The sequence below is a fragment of the Bacillus cereus group sp. BcHK124 genome (assembly GCF_027712065.1).
Taxonomy (GTDB): Bacteria; Bacillota; Bacilli; order Bacillales; family Bacillaceae_G; genus Bacillus_A; species Bacillus_A pacificus.
This window is the reverse complement of record NZ_JAQFPJ010000009.1, coordinates 140,102-156,322: the sequence shown is the minus strand read 5'-3', so window position 1 is coordinate 156,322 and position 16,221 is coordinate 140,102. Positions and strand designations below refer to the sequence as shown.

The following is a 16,221-nucleotide window of genomic DNA, read 5'->3' as shown; positions in this document are numbered from 1 at the left end:
TAGCTATATTCATATAGCTAGCTTGTCAAATTAAGGGGAGATTATAAGTATGTTAGAAAATCAAATTAATGAAAGATCATTGTTATTGCATAAAGAATTAGTAGGGAAAATTGAGATTACAAGTAAAGTAGAAGTAAATTCAGCGGATGATTTAAGTCTGACATATACACCAGGTGTAGCGGAGTCTTGCAAAGCAATTGCAGCAGATGAAGAAACAGTGTATGACTATACAGCACGTGGGAATATGGTGGCAGTTGTCTCAGACGGAACAGCGGTACTCGGTTTAGGAAACATTGGACCGAAAGCGGCTATGCCTGTTATGGAAGGAAAAAGTATATTATTTAAGAAATTTGCTAATGTAGATGCTTTCCCGTTATGTTTAGGTACGACTGATGTGGATGAAATCGTTACCCTTGTTAAAAATTTAGAGCCTACATTTGCAGGGATCAATTTAGAAGATATTGCAGCGCCGCGTTGTTTTGAAATTGAAAAACGTTTAAAAGAAGAAACGAATATTCCTGTATTCCATGATGATCAACATGGAACAGCTATCGTCGTCTTAGCAGCTGTTATTAATGCATTAAAAGTTGTTAGCAAACAAATGGATCATGTGAAGATTGTTATTAACGGTGCTGGTTCGGCAGGAATTGCAATTGGAAAATTATTATTAAAGGCTGGTGCACAGCACATTACGTTAGTTAGCTTAGAAGGTATTGTTTGTGAAGGGGAAGCATGGATGAACGAAGCGCAAATTGAAGTTTCAAAAAAGACAAATCGAGAACATGTACGTGGAACGTTAAAAGAAGCAATTCATCAGGCTGATATCTTTATCGGTGTATCTGCCCCTAATGTATTAACGAAAGAGCTTGTAAAGACGATGAATGAGAAAGCAATTGTGTTTGCAATGGCGAATCCAATTCCAGAAATCTTCCCTGAGGATGCGTTAGAGGCTGGAGCAGCTGTAGTAGGAACTGGGCGCTCGGATTATGCGAATCAAGTAAATAATGTATTGGCGTTCCCTGGAATATTCCGCGGTGCGTTAGATGTGCGTGCGACTGATATTACAGAAGAAATGAAATTAGCGGCAGCATATGGGATCGCTAACATCATTACGGACGAAGAACGTAATGCGAATTATGTAATCCCAAATCCATTAGATAAAAGAGTTGTTCCAAGTGTTGCTGAAGCAGTAGCGAAAGCAGCGATTGATTCAGGTGTGGCACGAATTACGAGAATACCAAGTTATTAATAGCTAAAAGCAGTGCCTAAAAAGGCACTGCTTTTTTGAGATAAGAAATCAAAATAATGAAGAAGTGTAAAATCATTTATTTATGTTTCCTCATTATTTATTTAATTCCATTGCAACTTGTTTACCATTTACTAAAACTTCAGTTACTGCTACGATCACTTCTATCATTTTTTTCATCTCTCATCTCTCCTCGTGTCATTTCTTACTTTAAGTATAAGAGAAGAGAGATACTTTAACTATCGAAGTATATGACGTAGAAATTACATTGTTGTAAGAAAGTGGTTTATTTTTGTCACTTTACTCAGCGGTGATTACAAACTGATCATAATATTTTTCATTTACATATATGTTTAATACCCATAATCCAGATGAAGGTAGTGACATAGTGAGAGGGAGTTCGTTTGTAGTGGAATCAATTGTATTTGAAGTAGTCCAAGTTGGTTTGGAAGTTTTTTGTTGAAAGAGTACGGGTGTTGGAGTTACTGATCCTTGCTTTAGTGCAATAATAGATAGTTTTCCAGTTGGCATTTCAGGATCTAAAAAGTACCACATCATTTCATTTTTTTCATTTGCGATAATAGGGCTATCGGCCATTGCAATTTTGTCTTCGATACCTCTTAAAGGTATTTTTTCTTGTATAAAGGAGGGTGTTTCTTCCCAATTTACATCTTTTAAAACGCTAAGGTGAAAGAAGGAAGGTGCATTAACTTGAGTGGATGACGTTGCGATAGCTTCTTTTTTAGGTAATTCTGAATCAGGTTGCAATTGCGAGCATCCAGTGATGAGAAAGAAGAACAGTAGCATAGTTCCGATTTTTTTCATGGTGCCACACTCCTAATTTTGATTGTTAGTGTAATTGTATTTGCCAGAAAGCGGGACAATTCCTTTAAAGTATAAAAAGAGGTCGTAAGTTTTGTACGACCTCTTTTGACATTTTTTATATTTGTTCAGATGTAAAGGCTGGCTCATTCTCTTTTTGCGGCATCGTTAAGAAAATAACAGAAAGAACGATACATACGCCGCCTAATAATTGATATGCTCCAAAAGATTCATTCAGCCAAGCGATTGAAACGATGGCAGCTACAAGTGGTTCAATACTAGATAAAATGCTTGTTTCTGTTGCTGCTAAATATTTCAGACTACCGATATAAAGAAGAAAAGAAAGAGTTCCACTTATGATGATAAGAATAAGCATTGAAAAAGTTTTTGTTGTAAAAGTTTGCGAAAGCTCATGCCATCCAAACGAGCGATTACAAATAAGCAGGGCAATGCCGCCAATTAACATCCCCCATCCAATTACTAGGGTTGTTCCGCATTCTTTAATAAGGGAAGCTGGATGAAGGGTATAAAATGCAAATCCAATTGCTGTTAATAGGCCAAAAATAATGGCTTCTTTCGATAAAACAATATTTTCAATTGAACCGTTTGTAATAATAAAGTACGTTCCCGTTAGCGCAGTTATAATTGCGAGTAGTTGCATAGAAGCAGGGAATTTTCGTTGTTCAAATGCGACATAAATGGTAATAAAAACAGGACCTAGAAATTGAAATAATGTCGCTGTGACCGCGTTACTAATATGAACTGTTTCGATAAAGGCGTATTGTGCACCGAGCATGCCGAGAATAGAGAAAATAATAAGTTGTATAGAATGTCTAGGGTGTTTCCAAATTTGAAAAATGTTTTGTTTCTTTATCAGTAAAAAAGATAAAATAAATATTCCCGCAAGCAGCAATCGAATTGTTAAAAAATCAATTGAGGATACATTAGTATGCTGAAATAGCCACTGAATCATTGGACCAGATAATCCCCATAATGTAGCCCCTGTAATAATCATAATGAGTCCGATACGTCTACCATTGTTCATTATCATGTTTCTCCTTTCTGGTATTTGATTTTTTATGTGTGACATGATAAAAGGAATTATATATAACTTCTGGTACTGTAAAAAGTATCAGATTGTAGTTTTATTAAGGGGTCAGATATTATGTTAGAATTAACGCCTAATTTAAATATGAATAGTAAAAAGGCATTGTACGTGCAATTGTATGAGTATATAAAAAAAGAGATTAAAGATGGAACGATTGTCCCTTTTACGAAATTACCGGCTAAGCGAAAGTTAGCGATACATTTACAAGTAAGTAAAAATACAGTAGAGGCAGCGTACGAACAATTACTTGCAGAAGGTTATATTGAGTCGATATCGAGAAAAGGTTATTTTGTATGCAAGATTGAGCAAATGGTTCATGTAGAGGATAGCGAAGAGAGAATAGAAGAAGTACTGTTTCAGGAGAAGAGTTATAAATTTGACTTTACACAAACAGGCATTGATACAAATGCTTTTCCATTCAATATGTATCGGAAAATTGTAAATGAAGTATGGCAGCCGTATAATAACGAACTTCTCTTTCTAGGACACCCTCAAGGGGAAGCGAGCTTAAGAGAAGAGATTACGAATTATTTGTATGAATCTAGAGGTGTACGTTGTTCAGCTAGTCAAATTGTATTAGGTGCGGGAACACAAATATTAGTGAAACTATTGTTTCAATTGTTAAAGGGAAGCAATTATGCAGTGGAAAACCCAGGGTATCATAGGAAAATGGTCGTTTTTGAACAGGGAGAAGAGAAGGTTCAAATGTTGTCTTTAGATAGGGACGGCATTTGTATGGCAGATTTAGAAAATAGCAATGCGAATGTTGTATTTGTTACACCTTCCCATCAGTTTCCATATGGAATGATTATGCCTATTACGAGAAGGACGCAGCTTTTACAATGGGCGAAGAAAGCGAAAGACAGGTATATTATTGAAGATGATTATGATAGTGAATTTCGCTATTCTGGAAAGCCTATACCGGCGCTGCAAGGGTTAGATACAGAGGGGAAAGTTATTTATATGGGGACGCTATCTAAAGCATTATTGCCATCGCTACGGATGAGCTATATGGTGTTGCCGAAGAAATTAATTAAAAAGTATCAACAGCAATATTTATTTTATACACAAAGTGTTTCAAGAATGGACCAAGAAGTGATTAGAAAGTTTTTAAATGAAGGCTATTGGGAAAAACATATTCATAAAATGCGTGTCGTCTACCGAAAAAAGAGGGATCGACTTGTCTTTGAAATAGAAAAGTATTTCTCTAATCGTGTTGAAGTGATAGGAGAAGATTCAGGATTGCACATTTTATTACAAGTGCATAATGGAATGCGAGAAGAAGAATTAATTCAAGAAGCTGCGAAACATAGTATTAAAGTATATCCTGTGTCTACGTACTATAAAGACGGTACTGCGCCTGAAAATGTAGTTTTACTTGGGTTTGCGATATTATCAGAGGAAGAAATTGCAAAAGCGATTCAATTATTAAATATAGCGTGGTTTAGAAAAAAGTAAAAAAACATCCTCATACGAGAGGATGTTTTTTATTATTTATTTTCGTCTAAGAATAAGACCATATGCTCTTCGTCCCAATATTGTCCGTTATATTTTAATGAACGTTCTTGCACACCGAATGTTTTAAATCCTAATGATTCATAAAGTTTTTTTGCTCCATCGTTGCCAACAACAACATCAAGCATAACTTGTTCTACTTCTAAAGATTTAGCAAGTTCAAGACATTCTTTAATAAGTGCTTTTCCTGCTCCAAGTCCGCGTGCTTTTGGAGACACATATACAGAACCGATTTTAGCTTTATGTTCTTGTTTTACATATGGTTTCGTTTCCAGTGTTGCAACCCCGATTAATTTTCCATCTTTGAATGCGCCTAGCGTATAGTTTTCATCTTGTGCTAATTTTTGTGCTTTATATTCAATCGCACACTCTTTATTAATAATATCTTCATAAGAAGAGCTAAAAGCTTCAGGGTTTTGCTTTAATCCTTCTACACGAAGTTCTAAGTAAATTTCCGCTTCGTCTTTTGTTAATACATGGATATCCAATTATATCACCCTCCAAATCTTTGACAAATGTATCTTTACCCCGCTATTTGTGGGCAGTAGACTCCAACTTTAAAATCCAGCGAATGCGCGGAAGTTAGATTGGAGATAACTGCCCGTAAATGCCCGATTGGTTCAACTAATAATCCATGGGATGAACCATTCCATGGATTAAAGTTTCACTTTATTTTATATTGAAATAAGAATAATTTCAAAAGCTTAGCCTAAATGAGCTGATTTTATGAACAAAATAACACCAGTAGTGTTTACTACTACTGGTGTTTTCACACACATATTATTCAAAAGGTAGCTCAATTATAAAGGTTGTTCCTACCCCTAATTTGCTTGTTACTAGAATGGAACCGTTATGCAATTCCACAATTTCTTTCGCAACAGCTAGCCCGATACCCTTTCCTCCAGTAGCTCTCGTTCTAGATTTATCAACACGATAAAAACGATCGAAAATATGAGGAATATCTTCCTCAGGAATACCTTCACCTTCATCTTGTACACTTATTGTAAAAGAATTTGTTTCTGTGAGTACGCGTATTGTAATAGTGGTGTTTTCTAGCGAATGTTGATAAGCATTGTGTAATAAATTTAACATAACTTGTTCCATACGTCTTTCGTCTATGCAAACTTCTAAATCGTCTTTGCAATATACATGGAGTTGCATTTGTTTGTTAGTTAATGTTGTTTTTGTTTTTTCAACCATTCGTTCTAAAAATGGTTGAAGGGTCACTTTTTGTTTTTTTATAACAAATTGGTGTTGTTCTAATTGTACAAGCATAAATAAATCTTGAACGAGATCAGTTACACTATCTGTTTCATCCTCAATGATTTGTAAGTATTCTTCTCGCTCTTCTTTCGTTAAAGTGTCTCTCTTTGCTACTTTCGCATAACCTTTCATATAGGTCAATGGAGTTAATAGTTCATGGGCGACACTAGCAAGAAATTCATTGCGTTCTTTTTTCATATAAGTTAGTTCACTGGACAAATCTTCAATCGTTTTTGCTAAGCTTCCAAGTTCATCATTCCGTTTAATACCTAATTGAATTGGCTTATTTAATTTTGGCATTTTTTCTGTTGCCCTCTTCATTTTTATAAGCGGTTCTGTAATAACACGAGAAAAAACAAAGACAGAAATAGTTGTTAAAATAACCGTCAATATACTAATAATAAGGAATTGATTCATGAGTTTAAGTAACATTCTTTCTAAGAAAGATGTTTTTAATAACATATATAAATTACCTTGAAATCCTTGAATTTCAATTGGGCTTACTGTTGAGATGAATTTTGATTTTTTCCAATTTCTCTCAATAATTAATCCGTCTTTTGGAATAGGTTCTGTTTTACAAGTAAGTTGTTTTTGCATTTCCTTTGTTACGGGTTCTGAGTTAGAGATAATTTTTCCGTCATTGTCAGTGATAATGATAGTTATATCCGAATTAGCAATTAACTCGGATTCAATTAATCCTTCAGCCGCATGTTCGATAGTGAACTCCTGATACCCATAACGTTTTGGACGTTCAGTGTATTGCTGGTGTTTAGTACGTTCATTCCACTCTGCACGTTTTTTTAGCATTTTACTATAGCGATTACCTTTTTCTAAAAGAGCAAGTGTTTCTTCCTCAATCCGCATTGTTGAAATGCTTTTGTAAAAAGATACGAAAGCAATTGTTTCAATACATAAAGCTAATATTAAAAAGTATGTCCCAATTTTAAGTGAAAGTTTACTCATTTTCTCACCATACCTTATTTCATATAAAGGGTCAGTGGTATGGTATTTTCCACTGACCGAAGTAATTATTCACTTTTCCATTTATATCCGACCTTATAAACAGTTTCTAAGTAATTTTCAACTGGAAATCCTTTTTTACGTAATTTATCACGGATATTGCGAATATGTGAATCGATTGTTCTATATTCAATGTCTGTTTCATAACCCCAAATTTTTTCAATTAAATCATCTCGGCTATAAGCACGGTTTGTATTTTGTAAAAATAGTCCAAGCAACGAGAACTCGATAGGAGTTAGTGAGATTTTTTCATCATATACTGTGACGGTATGTTTCGTTTTATCCCACTCAATACCATTGAAGCTAACGAATCCATCCTTCTTTGTACGGCGTAATATAGCCTCAATTCGTGCAACTAATACATGCTCATCAAATGGTTTTGTAATATAGTCATCTGCGCCGATCGTAAGGCCTTTTACCATATCGTAATTTTGATTACGAGCTGTTAGCATAATGATTGGAACGTTGGAAATTTGACGGATTTGATAGCAAGTATCCCATCCATCCATATTCGGCATCATTACATCTAACAAAACAATATCGAAGTCTTTTTGTTCTATTAACTTTAGTGCTTCAAGGCCAGAGGTAGCTTTCATACAAAAATAGCCACGAGGACTTAAGAACAGATCTAATAATCGTAACATACGTTCTTCATCGTCTACTAATAAAATTTTTACCATAATCTTGTGCACCCCAAACTGTTCATTCTACTTGTATAGTTTACATGAAAATGATAAAAAACTCTTTTTATGTGATTGAGTGGAAGAGTGATTTCTCGCTCAGAGTAATTGACATAAAAAATGCACTAGTTTTGCACAACTATTTTTTATAATAGAAAACGTAGCGACACAAAATACCCTATGTTGCGACATAACGTCATGTCATTTTATTTATAAAATGACAATTCCATTCTATTGTGTATGTGAGATAGAGAGGGTTTTCGTATTCACCTCGCATCGGATAAGAAAAATTTCCTATCTCACACTTTTTTTAAAAGGAGATCATACACATGAATCCAAAAGAAGAAATTTCAAAAAAAGAAAAGCAAGATCGTAATACGGTTGTCATGTGCGTTGCCGTATCTATGGTTATTATTATAAGTTGTGTAAATAAAATTTTGGGGATTTTATAATATAAAAAAAGCTTATTGCTTCTTAAGAAGCAATAAGCTTTTTTCGTTGTTAGGGGGAGTATTTTTATCCGACTTTAATGGGCAGTAAGACCCCCACTTCAAAATGCAGCGAAAGCAAAGAAGTTAGGTGGGGGGGCGGGCTTCCCATAAAAGTCCGATTGGTGAGGGCTGATTAAAGTTTCACTTTATATAATAAACCAAGGTAAAATTGCTAATCCAGAAGTTACAATTGCTGTAGTAAATATTAAAACCATAGCTCGTTTGTTTTGTTTCATGTCACATTCTCCTCTACATATCAAGTACATGCGATCAGCGTGGGATGTAGTTCCCCACTGAGTAAAGTTTCACTTTATATTTTTAGTATAATGAATGGAAAGGTTTGGTACGATCGATAAAGGTGACATGAAGATTACATTGTTGTAATGAAAAAAGCATCTTTCTTAATAAAAAGATGCTTTTGGAAAAAATAACTATTTAGTAAAGTTTCACTTTATATTGAAGTATTAATCATTTAAGAACAGAACCATATGTTCCTCGTCCCAATATTGACCGTTATGTTTTAATGAACGCTCTTGTACGCCGTAAGTTTGGAAACCTAATGATTCATATAATTTTTTTGCTGCATCGTTACCAACTACAACATCGAGCATAAGTTGTTCTACATGTAATTTATCGGCATTCTCGATAATTGCTTTAATGAGAGCCCGTCCTGCTCCAAGGCCACGTGCTTTAGGGGAAACAAAAACGGAACCGATTTTTGCTTTATGTTCTTGTTTAATGAAAGGCTTTGTTTCTAAAGTAGCAATGCCGATTAAATCGTTATCTTTGAAGACCCCTAGAGTATACTTATCCGGATTGCTTAATCGTTTTGCCATAGCAGCTACAGGATCCTCATGTTTCAGAACATCTTCATAAGAAGAGCTAAAAGCTTCCGGGTTCTTCGTTAAACCTTCCATACAAACTTTTAAATATATTTCTGCGTCCTCTGTCGTTAATAAGCGAATTTCCATCGTTGTAACCTCCTTGGTCGATTTTAAATCAAATAAATCCATTACATATATAAGAATGTGTATGCGTTTTGTTAGCAGTCTCTTTTAATTTGTAAAAGAATGAAAAGATATATGCTACAATATTTTGTTTTTAATTATGTAATGAAATTATATATTAACTTTATTAACTATTCAAGTGTTTAATATATTACATTTTCATAACTAAAATAACTCCTCGATTGAGGAGTTATTTTAGTTATTCGATCGATAACCATCAATTCGATGTGGATGTGTGTAAATATTACAAGATTCATTTCTAATAAATCCTACGACGGTAATGCCTAAATCGTGAGCGAGTTGCAATGCTAATTTTGTTGGTGCGGATTTAGATAGAACAATTTCACATCCGATTTTTGAAACTTTGAGTAAAATTTCGGATGAAATGCGTCCGCTAAATGCAATGATTTTTCCTTTAACAGATATATTGTTGCGTAAACAATGTCCATATATTTTATCTAATGCATTATGTCTTCCAATATCCATTCTTGATAGGAGGATATTGTTTCGATCACATAGCGCGGTATTGTGAACACCGCCGGTTTGACGAAAGGTAGTGGAAGATTGTTGTAAAGTATTCATTAAGTAAAAGCATTCTTCAGGAGTAATTTTTACATGTATATCATGTAAATCTTTTGCTTTCGCTGCGTCGTTAACGAAAATAAAACCTTGTCTACCTTTTCCACAGCAGGAAGTGATGTATCGTTTATTATATAAATTTTGATAGAGCGGATTTATTTTTGATGATGTTACATGGACAATTCCGTTATCTTTTTGCACCCATAGTTCTTCAACATCTTTATAAGAAGAAATAATCCCCTCAGAAATTAAAAACCCAATTACCATATCTTCAATATAATTTGGTGTACATACGACTGTTACATATTCTTCACCATTCAATTTAATCGTAATAGGAGATTCTGTAACAATCTCATCAAGTTGTTTTGAAAATGTACCAGATTGATAACGTACAATTGTATACGTTTCTTGCGTAGGCTCCATATTAAATTCCCCTTTTTTATGTATTTCTCTCCCATATTTATCATAAAACAATGGGAAAAATAAAAACACCTATTAGGAAGAAGATCACAGATTATTTTGGTTATTATTGTATATGTACGATATAATAGAAATGTAGAATAGTGAAATTTTCAAGCTTTCGTAGTGATGCCTTATAAACATCTAGAATCGACTTCAAAAGAAAAGTATTTGGGCAGGGCGTTTCAAAAATATGTACAACCCACTTATGAAAACGGATTCATAAGTGGATTGTACAGTTGGTTGTAAGGAGAGGGGAAACTATGGCAGAACAGACAGTCCGTGTAACCGTGGATGGTAAAGAATGTTCCACATCGGGTGAAAAGACGATACTACAATTATTTAACGAGAGTAATTTGGAACATCCTCAAATTTGTCATGTACCAGAAGTAGATCCAATTCAAACTTGTGATACGTGTATTGTAGAAGTAGATGGGAAGTTAATGCGTGCTTGTTCAACGAAAGTAGAGAACGGTATGCATATCGAAAGACAGTCCCAGCGTGCCAAAGAGGCGCAGACTGAGGCGATGGATCGAATATTAGAGAATCATTTATTGTATTGTACCGTGTGTGATAACAATAATGGTAATTGTAAAGTCCATAACACCGTACATATGATGGGAATTGAAGAACAGAAATATCCGTATGAGCCGAAAGTAAGTGCTTGTGAAGTGGATATGTCACATCCGTTTTATCGGTATGATCCAAATCAATGTATTGCTTGTGGACAGTGTGTAGAAGTATGTCAAAACCTACAGGTTAATGAAACTATATCGATAGACTGGAGCTTAGATCGTCCGCGTGTTATATGGGATAATGGTGTAAGTATAAATGACTCATCTTGTGTAAGTTGCGGGCAGTGTGTAACAGTATGTCCATGTAATGCGTTGATGGAGAAATCCATGTTAGGTGAAGCTGGATTTATGACAGGATTAAAACCAGATGTGTTAGATCCGATGATTGATTTTGTAAAAGATGTAGAGCCTGGATATAGTAGTATTTTAGCGGTTTCAGAAGTAGAGGCTGCGATGCGTAAGACGAAAGTGAATAAAACAAAAACAGTTTGTACATTTTGTGGTGTCGGTTGTTCATTCGAAGTATGGACGAAAGATCGCCATATATTAAAAGTGCAACCTGTTTCAGATGCACCAGTTAATGGAATTTCCACATGTGTAAAAGGTAAATTTGGATGGGACTTTGTAAATAGTGAAGATCGAATTACGAAGCCATTAATTCGCCAAGGAGATATGTTTGTTGAAGCTACTTGGGAAGAGGCATTAGAAGTTGTTGCTTCTAACATGCAGCATATTAAATCTGAATACGGCAGCGATGCATTTGGATTTATTTCTTCATCGAAAGTAACAAATGAAGAAAATTACCTTATGCAAAAACTAGCTCGACAAATATATGGAACGAATAATGTAGACAATTGTTCTCGTTATTGTCAATCTCCAGCAACAGACGGTTTATTTAAAACTGTCGGTATGGGCGGAGATGCAGGAACAGTGAAAGATATAGCTGAAGCAGGCCTTGTCATTATCGTTGGTGCGAATCCAACAGAAGGACACCCTGTGCTTGCGACGCGTGTAAAACGTGCTCATAAATTACACGAGCAAAAACTGATTGTAGCAGACCTTCGTAAACATGAAATGGCAGAGCGTGCGGATTTATTTATTCATCCGCGCCAAGGTACGGATTACGTATGGCTTGCTGGTATTACGAAATATATTATTGATCAAGATTGGCACGATAAAAAGTTCATAGCTGAAAATGTGAAGAACTTTGATGAATATAGCATAATGCTAGAAAAGTATACGCTTGATTATACAGAAGAAATTACGGGGATTTCGAAAGAAAACCTGAAAGAAATGGCTCGTATGGTATATGAAGCAGATGGAACTTGTATACTTTGGGGAATGGGTGTAACGCAAAATACAGGAGGAAGTACAACATCTGCTGCTATTTCCAATTTACTGCTTGTTACGGGGAACTATCGTCGTCCTGGTGCAGGCGCATATCCATTACGAGGTCATAATAATGTACAAGGTGCTTGTGATATGGCGACATTACCAAACTGGCTTCCAGGTTATCAAGCAGTATCAGATGATACGCTTCGTGCTAAGTTTGAAAAAGCATACGGCACAACTATTCCGAAAGCACCAGGATTAAATAATATTGCAATGTTACTTGCGGCAGAAGAAGGAAAACTACGTGGTATGTATGTCATGGGAGAAGAAATGGCTTTAGTCGATTCCAATGCGAACCATGTGCAACATATTTTAGCGAATTTAGACTTCCTCGTTGTTCAAGATATGTTCTTATCAAAAACAGCTCGTTTTGCTGATGTTATTTTACCAGCGGCACCAAGCTTAGAAAAAGAAGGAACGTTTACGAATACAGAGCGCCGTATTCAAAGGTTATATGAAGTATTAAAACCACTGGGTGATTCAAAACCAGACTGGTGGATTTTACAAAAAGTTGCTCGTGCACTCGGCGGGGATTGGAATTACGAAAGTCCAAGTGAAATTATGGATGAAATCGCATCACTTGCACCGTTATACTCTCAAGCAACGTACGACCGTCTAGAAGGTTGGAATAGTTTATGTTGGGGTAGCCATGATGGTAGTGATACACCGCTATTATATGTAGACGGATTTAACTTCCCAGATAAACTAGCTCGTTTATCATTAGATGAATGGGTACCACCAGTTGTAGCGCCAGATGAGTATGATTTACTTTTAAATAATGGACGTATGCTAGAACATTTCCATGAAGGGAATATGACGAATAAGTCGGCTGGTATTTTATCTAAAGTATCTGAAGTATTCGTTGAAATTTCACCTGAACTCGCTATAGAGCGCAATGTGAAAGATGGTGGTCTTGTAGAATTAGCATCACCCTTTGGCAAAATTAAAGTACAAGCGCTTATTACTGATCGTGTAACGGGGACAGAGCTATACTTACCGATGCATGCAACGGTAAATGAAGAAGCGATTAATATTTTAACTGGGACGGCAACAGACCTTTATACGTGTACACCGGCGTACAAACAAACGATGGTGAAAATGCGTGTATTACGTGAAAAAGGAAATCGTCCGTTACCATCTTCAAACCCGCGAGATAAAAAGCGTAATCCGCAAAATGGTGTTGAAATCGAGCAAAAATGGCAAAGAAAACAATACGTATCACTTGTGGACTAGGGGGCGGAGATAGTGGCGAAAGAAATTACTTTAATTAAAAAGAAAGTTGTAACAGAGGAAGAACAGAAACAGCAAGTAGCAGATGAACTTCTAAATGAGCTATCTAATAATCGTGAAGCAGTAGAAGAAACGATGCAGCTGTTAGCGCAGTTGCAGAAGGCTGGTATATTAGATGCGGCGATTAGTTTACTTGCTGCGAAGGAAGATGTTTCAAAGATCGCTGTGGAGCAATTAAATCGTGAACCAGTTAAAAATGCACTCAACAATATGATGGGGGCAGGAGAAGCTTTATCTTCAGTTGATCCGGAAGTAACGAAACAAATTACATCCAGCTTAGTTACTGGATTACAATTTGCAACAGATGAATTAAATAGTGGTAAAAAAACAAAAGTGATGGATTTCTTTAAAGTGTTAAAAGATCCAGATATCAATAGAGCCATTACATTCGGTTTTAGCTTCTTGAAAGCATTTGGACAAGGATTAGAGAAAAAATAGAGTAAGTGAAAAAGTGATGGGGAGTAACCATCACTTTTTTCATTGTATGTATAAGAGTGTTCATGTTAAGCGGAATATATTATTATTAAAAAGATGGATTAGAAATGGAAATATGGAATCCATCTCAAATATCGTTTTAGAATGTGGAGGAATATATGCAACACCGTAAAAGACTATCTATACCAGGAGTAATAGGACATTCCTTTCAAACAGTTAAATTTGCTTTTTGGAATGTATTAACCTTTCAACTCGCTTATAAATTATTAGCAGCGATTGTATTTGTCCCGCTATTTGGGATCATTTTTAATAAGTTATTGTATTTTGGTGGTTATGCAAACGCGACAAATGATGAATTATTAGCGTTTTTAAAGACGCCTTATGGCATTTTGGCAATTGTAATTTTATCATTGTTAGCGCTGTTTCTTATCTTTACGGAATTTGCGGTGCTTATTATTATTTCGTACTTTGCTCATAAAAGGCAAAAGGTGAGATTACGTCCAATTTTGTATAAAACAGTAACGTATTTACCTACCCTTTTCACATATTGCTTACCGGGATTTATTTTATATGCTGTCGTATTGTTACCTCTTTTAAATATGGGATATGAAACAGCATTAATCCCGCAAATTCAAATTCCTAACTTCATTACAGGAGAACTGTTCAAGACAACGATGGGACAAGTTGGTTATTACACATTCTTTGCTGTAGTTGCGTATTTGAACCTTCGCTGGATTTTTGTTCTACCTATTGTTGTTTTAGAGCAAAAGCCATTTCGCGTGGCAGCACGTAAAAGTGCAAAGTTAGTAAAAGAAAGCTTTTTTAAAGTACTACTCTTTTTAGTCGGATTTTTTATTTCAATAGGAATTGTGTATGTCCTATTTTTAGGAATATATTTATTGTGTCTATGGGGTGTTTATGAATTTACAAATCCGAAAGGGACATTTGCATTATTAGCGGAATCTACAATGTCTGTATTTTTAACGAGTACATTGTATTTATTTAGCTTTATCGTGACACCATTTTATATTATGGCGATTACGCGATTGTATTTACAAAAGGTGCCAGTTGAAGATGTTTTATTAGAAGAAGGGTTAGATTATTCGAAAACGAAAGCAGATAAATGTTTCTTCCAAAAACATCGTTGGAAATTTATTGGTGTATATATTGTAGGAATTATTACTGCCGGGATGGTTGTTGCCTTCATAGTAACGTTTATTTCAAATTCATATAAAGAACCGATTATTATGGCGCACCGTGGGTATATATCAAAAGGAGTAGAAAATACGAAAGAAGCCATTCAAGGTGCTATTGATGCAAAAGCAGACTATGCTGAAATTGATGTATTACAAACAAAAGACGGTGAATTAGCAGTTATACATGATTTGAAGTTGAAACGCCTTGCTAATGCTAATGTTCATGTGTCAGATTTAACGATGGACGAGTTAAGACAACTTACTCTTAGTCAAGATGGGTTTTCAGGACAAATAAGTACACTTGATGAGATCATTAAGTTGGCAAAGGGAAAAATCAAACTTAATATTGAAGTGAAGCTTCATGGTGGCGAAAAAGATTTTGTAAACAAAGTATTAAAAGCGATTAAAGATAATGAATTTGAGAAACAATGTGTCATTCAAACGTTACACTATCCGCTTATTAAAGAGTTTAAGCGTGCAAATCCAGATATAAAAGTAGGATATATACTGTATGCGAGTAGAGCTAACTTAAAAAATGTGAAGGCTGATTTTTATGTAGCAGAAGAATATATGTTAAATAAGAAATTAGTAAAAGAAGCAAGGAAGTTAAACAAGCCAATTTACGTATGGACGGTAAATGATATGGAAAGTTTAAAGGGATATTATAAATTAAACGTAGATGGTATCATTACCGACTATCCTGAAGATGCACGTGAAACAATTAAGATGTTAAAAGAGCAAGAAGAGGAAGAAAGTGATCTGTTTGATAAAATTACTGAGACAACAGATGATTTATTTTCCAAGTTATTTATAAGTTATCCAGCTGCTAGCTAAATGCTAGCAGCTGTTTTTTTATGAAAAGAATATATCCCTAAAGTATTGTGTAAATTCACAACTGTATATGTATACGGTGTTATTGGGGTTTCTTACATTGTTACATTATTGTCGAATAATAAATGGTTGGTACTCATTTTGGAAGAGTATAATAAAAATAGAGTGATAGATAATGGAATGGAACGAGAATCCTAATAGAATCAATGTTTTATATATTTACACTATTCTAAATATATAAACTTTAAAAAAATGGTATGTTAGCGTTTTCATAATTTTTAAGTTATGCTAGAATAAGGACATAAGTTATTA

The 16,221-nt window shown here is 35.0% G+C and carries 13 protein-coding genes; 6 read left to right on the top strand and 7 right to left on the bottom strand.

Annotated features, from left to right (window positions below; genetic code table 11):
• Positions 1-49 precede the first annotated feature (49 nt).
• The gene (locus PDK19_RS15995; protein WP_000892419.1) at positions 50-1,249 is read left to right on the top strand and encodes an NAD(P)-dependent malic enzyme; all 1,200 of its coding nucleotides are present in this window, start codon (positions 50-52) and stop codon (positions 1,247-1,249) included.
• Positions 1,250-1,546: 297 nt separating this feature from the next.
• Here PDK19_RS15995 and PDK19_RS15990 read toward each other — a convergent pair whose 3' ends face one another.
• Together PDK19_RS15990 and PDK19_RS15985 are read right to left on the bottom strand one after the other, a co-directional pair.
• Positions 1,547-2,071 carry a DUF4871 domain-containing protein gene (locus tag PDK19_RS15990; RefSeq protein WP_270707562.1) on the bottom strand — a complete coding sequence of 175 codons (525 nt, stop codon included), beginning with the start codon at positions 2,069-2,071 and terminating at the stop codon, positions 1,547-1,549.
• A gap of 115 nt (positions 2,072-2,186) precedes the next feature.
• Positions 2,187-3,113: a DMT family transporter gene (locus PDK19_RS15985; RefSeq protein WP_001059048.1), complete on the bottom strand. Its 927-nt coding sequence runs from the start codon at positions 3,111-3,113 to the stop codon at positions 2,187-2,189.
• 120 nt (positions 3,114-3,233) lie between these two features.
• Here PDK19_RS15985 and pdxR point away from each other — a divergent pair, with 120 nt between their 5' ends.
• The gene (pdxR, locus tag PDK19_RS15980) at positions 3,234-4,634 is read left to right on the top strand and encodes a MocR-like pyridoxine biosynthesis transcription factor PdxR (protein WP_000891907.1); all 1,401 of its coding nucleotides are present in this window, start codon (positions 3,234-3,236) and stop codon (positions 4,632-4,634) included.
• Positions 4,635-4,666: 32 nt separating this feature from the next.
• Here the strand turns inward: pdxR and PDK19_RS15975 are convergent, their stop codons facing one another.
• The 3 genes from PDK19_RS15975 to PDK19_RS15965 all read right to left on the bottom strand — a co-directional run bounded on the left by PDK19_RS15975 (position 4,667) and on the right by PDK19_RS15965 (position 7,654).
• Positions 4,667-5,179: a GNAT family N-acetyltransferase gene (locus PDK19_RS15975; RefSeq protein ID WP_000351212.1), complete on the bottom strand. Its 513-nt coding sequence runs from the start codon at positions 5,177-5,179 to the stop codon at positions 4,667-4,669.
• Positions 5,180-5,471: 292 nt separating this feature from the next.
• Entirely contained in the window at positions 5,472-6,917 is a 1,446-nt protein-coding gene (locus PDK19_RS15970; RefSeq protein ID WP_000041015.1) for a HAMP domain-containing sensor histidine kinase, read from the bottom strand.
• Positions 6,918-6,982: 65 nt separating this feature from the next.
• The gene (locus tag PDK19_RS15965) at positions 6,983-7,654 is read right to left on the bottom strand and encodes a response regulator transcription factor (RefSeq protein WP_000238954.1); all 672 of its coding nucleotides are present in this window, start codon (positions 7,652-7,654) and stop codon (positions 6,983-6,985) included.
• A 329-nt stretch (positions 7,655-7,983) separates the two neighbouring features.
• Between PDK19_RS15965 and PDK19_RS15960 the strand changes: the two genes are divergently transcribed.
• The gene (locus tag PDK19_RS15960; RefSeq protein ID WP_001068392.1) at positions 7,984-8,106 is read left to right on the top strand and encodes a hypothetical protein; all 123 of its coding nucleotides are present in this window, start codon (positions 7,984-7,986) and stop codon (positions 8,104-8,106) included.
• Positions 8,107-8,609: 503 nt separating this feature from the next.
• On the opposite strand, the gene PDK19_RS15955 is transcribed toward PDK19_RS15960, so the two are convergent.
• Together PDK19_RS15955 and fdhD are read right to left on the bottom strand one after the other, a co-directional pair.
• Entirely contained in the window at positions 8,610-9,116 is a 507-nt protein-coding gene (locus tag PDK19_RS15955) for a GNAT family N-acetyltransferase (RefSeq protein WP_000405875.1), read from the bottom strand.
• 231 nt (positions 9,117-9,347) lie between these two features.
• Positions 9,348-10,154: a formate dehydrogenase accessory sulfurtransferase FdhD gene (gene fdhD / locus PDK19_RS15950; RefSeq protein ID WP_048552721.1), complete on the bottom strand. Its 807-nt coding sequence runs from the start codon at positions 10,152-10,154 to the stop codon at positions 9,348-9,350.
• 299 nt (positions 10,155-10,453) lie between these two features.
• Between fdhD and fdhF the strand changes: the two genes are divergently transcribed.
• The 3 genes from fdhF to PDK19_RS15935 all read left to right on the top strand — a co-directional run bounded on the left by fdhF (position 10,454) and on the right by PDK19_RS15935 (position 15,912).
• Complete coding sequence (gene fdhF, locus PDK19_RS15945; protein ID WP_262743988.1) at positions 10,454-13,390, top strand: formate dehydrogenase subunit alpha; 2,937 nt, start codon at positions 10,454-10,456, stop codon at positions 13,388-13,390.
• 12 nt (positions 13,391-13,402) lie between these two features.
• Positions 13,403-13,885, top strand: coding sequence for a DUF1641 domain-containing protein (locus tag PDK19_RS15940; RefSeq protein ID WP_001040529.1), 483 nt, complete (start codon positions 13,403-13,405; stop codon positions 13,883-13,885).
• A 155-nt stretch (positions 13,886-14,040) separates the two neighbouring features.
• On the top strand, positions 14,041-15,912 hold the full coding sequence (locus PDK19_RS15935; RefSeq protein WP_001164725.1) for a glycerophosphoryl diester phosphodiesterase membrane domain-containing protein: 1,872 nt from the start codon (positions 14,041-14,043) through the stop codon (positions 15,910-15,912).
• Positions 15,913-16,221 lie beyond the last annotated feature (309 nt).

Coding starts and splice junctions, on each gene's coding strand:
- fdhF (WP_262743988.1), top strand. CDS start 10,454: ATGGCAGAACAGACAGTCCGTGTAACCGTGGATGGTAAAGAATGTTCC.
- pdxR (WP_000891907.1), top strand. CDS start 3,234: ATGTTAGAATTAACGCCTAATTTAAATATGAATAGTAAAAAGGCATTG.
- PDK19_RS15985 (WP_001059048.1), bottom strand. CDS start 3,113: ATGAACAATGGTAGACGTATCGGACTCATTATGATTATTACAGGGGCT.
- PDK19_RS15995 (WP_000892419.1), top strand. CDS start 50: ATGTTAGAAAATCAAATTAATGAAAGATCATTGTTATTGCATAAAGAA.
- PDK19_RS15990 (WP_270707562.1), bottom strand. CDS start 2,071: ATGAAAAAAATCGGAACTATGCTACTGTTCTTCTTTCTCATCACTGGA.
- PDK19_RS15960 (WP_001068392.1), top strand. CDS start 7,984: ATGAATCCAAAAGAAGAAATTTCAAAAAAAGAAAAGCAAGATCGTAAT.
- PDK19_RS15970 (WP_000041015.1), bottom strand. CDS start 6,917: ATGAGTAAACTTTCACTTAAAATTGGGACATACTTTTTAATATTAGCT.
- PDK19_RS15935 (WP_001164725.1), top strand. CDS start 14,041: ATGCAACACCGTAAAAGACTATCTATACCAGGAGTAATAGGACATTCC.
- fdhD (WP_048552721.1), bottom strand. CDS start 10,154: ATGGAGCCTACGCAAGAAACGTATACAATTGTACGTTATCAATCTGGT.
- PDK19_RS15955 (WP_000405875.1), bottom strand. CDS start 9,116: ATGGAAATTCGCTTATTAACGACAGAGGACGCAGAAATATATTTAAAA.
- PDK19_RS15965 (WP_000238954.1), bottom strand. CDS start 7,654: ATGGTAAAAATTTTATTAGTAGACGATGAAGAACGTATGTTACGATTA.